The following is a 6,864-nucleotide window of genomic DNA, read 5'->3' on the forward strand; positions in this document are numbered from 1 at the left end:
TTTCTTGGCCAAATTGCACACGGATCGGTCCAAACATCGCTTCTGGCTCCTTGATGTGAATCGAACCAGCGTTCCGAAGAACCTCCCCCCATCACCACCATTGCAACCAACTCCGAGCTTTCAGTTATTGCAGTTAGAGGCCTTGTTCGCTATATTGGCGGATAAGGAGATATCGCCATGGTCAGCCAGATTGTTCACTTCGCGAGACTGTCAGATCGCGACCGAAAAATAGCAACGCCCTTGCCAAAGCTGGTTGCCGGCGACAGGCTGGAACTCCACGTTCGGGATGCAGGTGGCAAGGAACGGACGCTCCCGATCCCGCCCTCGGCCGCCGCGGCTGTTGAAGCCCTTCTGGCGCACATGCTGCGCGGAGAGCGTGTTGCCGTGCTGGCCGAGGACCAGGAACTAAGCCCGAGCGAAGCTTCAGCCATCCTCGGTATCTCCCGCCCGCTCGTCGTCTTACGTATGGACCGGGGCGAGTTGCCATTCCGCTACGTCGGTAAACACCGCCGCGCCCTCCTTAAGGATGTGCTCGCTTTGAAGTCGAAGCTCGACAAACGACAAACGGCGATGGAAGCGCTAGCCGAGGACACAGAGGACCTGATCGAGACCTATGGCCTCTAATCCGCCAGTCGCGGTCTACGATGCCTGCGTCCTCTACCCCTTCCACCTGCGCAACATTCTGATCCAGTGCGCTTTCGATGGCCTCGTCGAGGCGCGCTGGACCGATGATATACATGACGAGTGGATGCGCAATCTCGCCGCCAACACACCAGGCTTGTCCATCGAACGCCTGGAAGCCACGCGCGACCGGATGAACGCTGTCCTCCCAGAGGCAGTCGTGGAAGACCATCGCCCGTTTATTGCGGATCTCACGCTACCGGATCCCGACGATCGACATGTCCTCGCAGCAGCCATCGCCGGCAAAGCCTCCGTCATCGTTACCTGGAACCTTAAGGACTTTCCCGCAATAAACCTTCTCGCACATGGTGTGACGAGCAAGTCGCCAGATGATTTTCTTACCGATCTCCATACGGCGTTTCCGGAAGCGCTAATCTCCAGCGTCAGAAGTGCGAGGCATAATCTGCGTAAGACAGTCCCATCGGTTGAGGCGTTCGTCGACGCGCTTGAACAAGGCGGGTTGAAGAAGTTTTCAGGGGTGCTTCGCCGGAACATAGCCGGATTGAAGTGAGCAGAATCCTTGAACTGCCGAGAGCGCCCCACGACTTCCGTGGGTTACCGTGTCGCCCTCGCCAGCTTTACGAACTTTTAACTGTCTGCCCCTAATTCCGCACGCCCTCGGCCTGAGGCACCGAGAAACTGCGGAATGACACATGCCAAACGAAGATCTTTCCAAACACCATTTTCAGAAGAAGATTTTGACCTATTGCGATGTCCGTATTGCACCCGTGGCGCCGGATTGGGTCGTACAGAACATAAGGCCGTACCTTATCGGTTTGATCACTTGTCGAAAGGCACCCGCTCTAGCGAACAATCGCTATGACTGGCGGCACATTGCACATGATTGCGGAATCGATGAAGCCCTGACGACAACTCTGAAGAAGCAACTGCGACCAGCGCTGGATGCGATCATGCGCTGGCTGAAGGAGCCGCCTGTGGAAGACGACGCTCCAAGAGGCAAAAGACCGCATGCAATGCTGAAAGCCGGCACTAGGAAAAGGATCACACCTTCCTCGACGAGCCATCATCGAGAGGTCGCAGAGGTCGAGAGCCCGCCACCCCCTAACCGCCCCGGCCCCAAGCCGAGACCAGTCTCTGACAAACCAGAACCACTGTTCGAGGCGAACGAAGACCCGAGTTCATTCGCCGATGCACTCGCCTATCAAATGCGCCGCTTTGGCGAGAGTTACTGGCAACTTCACCGGGCGGTCGTTCGCATAGACGAAACCTTTGATGCGAAGACCTTGCTGTCGTGGATTGAGGGCCAGCGTGTGCCTCGCTCGGTGGCCAGCTACGACGTACTTGGCCGTATCGAGCGCAGATACGGCCTGCCGAACGGCTACTTCAAAGCGAAACTGCCCCATCAGTCCAGATCGCTATATGGCCACGATCTGGAGGACATCAGTCCGGCGGAGCGGCGCCGGCTTGCCTGGCATCTTCCCGACGACTTCGGCAGCCTGCCATTTTCGAAGCGCGAAGAGATCCTGGGATGGGTCCGGCGCGTCATCATCTCGGGGTCGACGGATTACAGACGTTTCCAGGCAGCAGCGACGAAGCAGCGCTACGCGATCCGGTTCCCTGGTGTCACATATGGCGGGAGTGCACTCACTCCTCGACTGGCGGCCTTTAGCTGGCTGCGAGATGAGGACGAAAAAGGGCCTACGACCGAGGCACTGGAGGATCCCGATCTGCTCTCCGGTGTCGTCGATGCACCCCCTCGGCTTGCGATGGAGATGGCAGACCTGATCCGCTTCAAGACGTCGACACTGACAGAGATAGGCTACCGCAGGAATGGCGTCTGGAATGAGGAGACAGCCAGCCAGAAGATCGAACATCTAGGCCTGATGTTTGGGGCACTTGCGGCATCCCCGAACGGGGTTGTCAAAGGTCGAGGCGTGCCGCTCAGCCAACTCACCTTCGGTCTCCTGATCTTCCCTGGCGTGTGGGACTGGTATTTGCAATGGCGGGAGCGCCGTCGCGGCTTCTTCACCAAATGGGAGGAAGACATGCTGATGGTGGCCATGGCCCTCACCCGCGCTGAAGTCGGCTGGATCCGCCAACATCCCGAACTGTTGCGCAACGTGAAGCCGATCCAAGGACTGATCACGACAGACGAGATTGATGCTGCTCGTCGAGATTGGCACGGTGCATGCGAGGATTTCCATCGCCATGCAGCCAACCGATCAAAAGAAATCCAGCGGGTGATGCGGGTCCACCGCGATCCATTCGAGCCAATTATGTGCGTACTGGAGGCAGATAGCCCGCTCGCTGAATATCGCAAGATCACCGAGGAGATCTTAAAGCGAATGCCCGATGAGCACCGTTACCCGAGAGCAGCCGCTGAGGCCGTCCGTTCGTTCCTGATGCTACGGCTTGGCTTACATCTCGGCCTGAGGCAGAAAAACCTTCGGCAATTGCTGGTCTGCCCGCGAGGACAATTCCCGACGGCAGAACGCCGGCTCGAAGACATGAAGCGCGGCGAACTGCGTTGGAACGAACGGGAGCGTGGGTGGGAGGTCTTCATCCCGTCCAACGCGTTCAAGAACTCGGGCTCATCTTTTTTTGGGCAGAAGCCGTTTCGTCTGGTGCTGCCGGATCTTCTTGATCTCTACACCTATCTCAATGCCTATATCGAGCGGCATCGGAAGGTGCTCCTGGGTCGCGCGCATGATCCGGGGACGCTTTTCGTCAAAACCGTCAAAACGACCAGCATCGATGCGGCGTATAATCAGACAACATTCTACGAGGCTTGGCGGTTGGCGATTCAACGCTACGGCATCTACAATCCATATACCGGCCGCGGCGCGATAAAGGGTCTGCTACCGCATGGCCCCCACAACGTCCGAGACGTGCTCGCGACGCATATCCTAAAGCAGACAGGATCCTATGAGCAGGCAAGCTATGCCATCCAGGACACGCCTGACGTCGTGCAGCAGCACTATGGGCGCTTTCTGCCGCAGGACAAAGCAGCATTGGCGGCGCGGATCCTCAACCAGGTATGGGAGGCAGCGTAGAGTGGCGGATGCGTCGCTCAGCCGATTGGAGGCAGATGCGCAAAGTATCAACGCCCGTCTACGACACTGCCTGTTGTCTCCGCCTTGAAAGGATTCGAACCACCGACCCGTTGGCCCATGCGCAAAGCGCTGAACATACGAGACCTTCCCACGACTTAAGAGACCTGCTCCGTAACTCTCTGCAAGGAATCTGCCCGGCTTGCGATGACCTTGCGAATTGCGGTCAGATGGGGTGCCTGATCCCCTCGTCGGCCAGTTCTGCAACCAGGGCATCCGCCTCTCTCACACCCCTGTCCGCCATCTGGGCAAGGTCGCGAACAAGGATGCGCTGAGACGATTTTGTTTCGGGCACCAATGCATTCCAATGCTTCAGCTGGATGGTGTCGAGCACATCGCGGCCGCCAATCTTAATGGCGAGCCTCTTCGACTAGCGGGGATAAACTGCAGTGCCAACGGCATCGTAGATCAGTGTCAGATCCGGCTCATCGGTAAGCGCTATTGTCTGCTCACCTTGACCTCCTCAATGAGCTTGTTCTCCGCCGACAACTGAGCGCGCAGGTCGTGATGCCTTCCACCTCCATCGTCTTTGGGAGTCCGACATGTGCAAGAGAGTGGTCATCTACGCGCCTTACTCAACAGATCAGCAGAACCCTGCGTCCATTGAAACCCAGATCGATTTGGGAACGTCGTTTGTTTTCGTGCGTGGCTGGACGCTTTGTCAGACATTTGTCGATGCAGGGGTAAGTGGCGCTAGCTTCGATACAAGGCCGGGTCTTACAACAGCGGACGTGTCAATGTGCAGATTGCCACAAGTGGCGCCTTCAGTGCCTTAAAAAGACACGGAAAGTCAGATGTCAGATCGCTCTGCCGTGTATTCGAACGCTCGGCTGATCAACCATCCGCGGCGAAACCGATTGTGAACCAACAGCATTTGGATATGCTAATTTAATGGACCAGAGGACCAGTCTCATTCGGCAGTTTTTCGGCATGGCCGCGGCCGTGCTCATCGTCGGGACGTTGATCATCGGCTATTGGGTGACCGCAGCAGTCGAAAACGGCGTCAAGGACAACGCAATTTCGATTAAGGCGATGTTCGTCGCCGATGCCATCACGCCTTTGGCGCAAGAACTCGCCCATGCTTCGACCCTTCGACCCGAGAACCGTGCAGAGCTCGATCGGCTTTTTGGCCAAGGATTGCTCAAAACCGAAATCGTCCTTTTCCAGATCTGGTCTGTTGATGGGACCATTGCCTACAGCAATGACGCAAAGATCATTGGACAGAGATTCAACCAGACCGACGGCATGAAGCGCGCGCTGGAAGGCGAGACTTACGCCGACTTCGACAATGTCCTTGATGAACTCAGCATCTCGGAAACACTGAGAACAGCACCGCTTCTGGAAATCTATACGCCTCTCCTTTCGCCCCAAACCGGGGCCGTCATCGGCGTGGCCGAATTCTACGCCGATGGAACAGCATTGCGGGCACTACTCGTGAAAACCAAACGCGAGGGCTTGCTCATCGTCGGTTCGGTGGCGCTTGCCATGCTCGCGGCCATCTACCTCGTTGTTTTGAGGGGCGCGGAGACAATCGCGCGACAAAGACATGCGCTCGACGAAAAGCTTTCCGAATTGTCAGGCCTTCTCACAGAGAACCAGCGCTTGGCTCGCCGGGTAAACAAGGCAAACCTGAAACTTGCCGAACTCAATGAGAATGCCCTACGCAGGATCTCGGCAGACCTGCATGACGGCCCTTTGCAACTTCTGTCCTTTGCCGGGATGCGACTGGAATCCGTCGATCCGGCCAAGGGGAGCCCCGAGCTCGTGCCCATAAAGCAAACGGTCGATGATGCCATGCGGGAAATTCGACAGATCTGCCGCGGCCTCTCCCTGCCCGAGATCAGCCAGTGGAACCTGGCAACCGTGGTGCATACTGCGATCGAGAGCCACGAAAAACGAACGGGGATCGGCGTCGCACGCGAGGTGCCGGCAGAACTTCCGCCGCTGCCACTTGCAGCCAAGACGACCGTCTACCGCTTCATTCAGGAAACCTTGAACAACGGCGCCCATCATGGGCACTGTTCAGCGCAGAGTGTGACGGTGGGACTTGAAGAACGCCGGTTGAGAGTGGCCGTGTCCGATGATGGCATCGGTTTCGACCCGGCGGCCAAAACAAACGGTCTTGGCCTTGCAGGCCTGAAGGAGCGGATCAATTCACTCGGTGGCGACTTCTCGCTGGAAACCGCGAAAAGTATTGGCACGAGCGTTGTTATGCTCCTGCCGGTGGAGTTTTCAAAGGACGCAGCATGATCAGCATATTGATTGCCGATGACCATCCGATTTTTCGACAAGGACTTGCACTGACATTGGCAGAAGCTGAGGACTTCAAGCTTTGCGCTGAGGTTGGCACTGCAGAAGATGCCTATCGATCGACAGTGGAGCTGAAACCCGATCTTCTCCTGCTCGACCTCTCCATGCCGGGCGGGGGCCAGTCCGTCATCGAGCAAATCGTTCGCGAAGCTCCCGACACACATGTCGTGGTGCTAACCGCATCGGAAGACAGCGTCGATCTCTCAGCCGCTATTAGTGCTGGCGCAAGCGGCTTCATCGTCAAGGGGATCGGTGGCCGCTCGCTGATCAACATTCTCCGCGACATCCGCGATGGACAGCACTACATCACCCCGTCCCTTGCCACCCGTGTGCTGGGGGAACTTGCGCAGGGTGGCGCGCCGGGCGACGTTGAGCAACCAGGTGCACGCGCGCGGCGTGAGCGTCTGGAGGCTCTGACCCCTCGCGAGCGTGAGATCATGGCCCTTGTCGCCAAGGGCTCGTCAAATCGCCGGATCGCCGAACAACTCGGCATCGAGGAAAAGACGGTGAAGCATCACATGACCCGCATTCTCGCAAAGCTGAAGGCCGCCAACCGAACGGAGGCGGCCATGCAGTTTCGTGATTTCGAAAACGCGATCGAAGAGAACTAAAGCCCCTTCCCAATCACTCCTCTCTGAAGGCCCTCGTGATCTGGTCGGTGAATGGCTTTGCGAGGAACGAGATGACGGTTCTTTCTTCGGTTTCGATATAGACTTCGACGGGCATGCCCGGGGTGAGTTTTGTCGCGAGATCGCCGAGGTCACTGGGGGAGAACGTCACGCTGGTCTTGTAGAAGGGCAGG

At 57.5% G+C, this 6,864-nt stretch carries 7 protein-coding genes; 6 read left to right on the forward strand and 1 reads right to left on the reverse strand.

The annotated features are described in order from the left end of the window. Nucleotides 1–177 precede the first annotated feature (177 nt). The 3 genes from QWE_RS19330 (at nt 178) to QWE_RS25495 (ending at nt 3,695) form a co-directional block, all read left to right on the forward strand. Nucleotides 178–624 carry a MerR family transcriptional regulator gene (locus tag QWE_RS19330; protein ID WP_006727861.1) on the forward strand — a complete coding sequence of 149 codons (447 nt, stop codon included), beginning with the start codon at nt 178–180 and terminating at the stop codon, nt 622–624. Further along, nucleotides 614–1,192: a PIN domain-containing protein gene (locus QWE_RS19335; RefSeq protein ID WP_006727862.1), complete on the forward strand. Its 579-nt coding sequence runs from the start codon at nt 614–616 to the stop codon at nt 1,190–1,192. Before QWE_RS19330 ends, QWE_RS19335 begins: the two co-directional genes overlap by 11 nt. Nucleotides 1,193–1,334: 142 nt before the next feature. Next, nucleotides 1,335–3,695, forward strand: a complete 2,361-nt coding sequence (locus tag QWE_RS25495) for a hypothetical protein (protein ID WP_040300682.1) — start codon at nt 1,335–1,337, stop codon at nt 3,693–3,695. 223 nt (nt 3,696–3,918) lie between these two features. Here the strand turns inward: QWE_RS25495 and QWE_RS25830 are convergent, their stop codons facing one another. Beyond that, on the reverse strand, nt 3,919–4,086 hold the full coding sequence (locus QWE_RS25830) for a hypothetical protein (RefSeq protein WP_240532586.1): 168 nt from the start codon (nt 4,084–4,086) through the stop codon (nt 3,919–3,921). A 208-nt stretch (nt 4,087–4,294) separates the two neighbouring features. Here QWE_RS25830 and QWE_RS24855 point away from each other — a divergent pair, with 208 nt between their 5' ends. The 3 genes from QWE_RS24855 to QWE_RS19355 all read left to right on the forward strand — a co-directional run bounded on the left by QWE_RS24855 (nt 4,295) and on the right by QWE_RS19355 (nt 6,673). Further along, nucleotides 4,295–4,528, forward strand: a complete 234-nt coding sequence (locus QWE_RS24855; RefSeq protein WP_083872963.1) for a recombinase family protein — start codon at nt 4,295–4,297, stop codon at nt 4,526–4,528. Nucleotides 4,529–4,643: 115 nt separating this feature from the next. Then, the gene (locus tag QWE_RS19350; protein WP_006727865.1) at nt 4,644–6,002 is read left to right on the forward strand and encodes a sensor histidine kinase; all 1,359 of its coding nucleotides are present in this window, start codon (nt 4,644–4,646) and stop codon (nt 6,000–6,002) included. Then, nucleotides 5,999–6,673: a response regulator gene (locus tag QWE_RS19355; protein WP_006727866.1), complete on the forward strand. Its 675-nt coding sequence runs from the start codon at nt 5,999–6,001 to the stop codon at nt 6,671–6,673. The genes QWE_RS19350 and QWE_RS19355 overlap by 4 nt, the downstream gene beginning before the upstream one ends. Nucleotides 6,674–6,864: the final 191 nt, after the last annotated feature.

The organism is Agrobacterium albertimagni AOL15 (assembly GCF_000300855.1).
Classification (GTDB): Bacteria; Pseudomonadota; Alphaproteobacteria; order Rhizobiales; family Rhizobiaceae; genus Allorhizobium; species Allorhizobium albertimagni.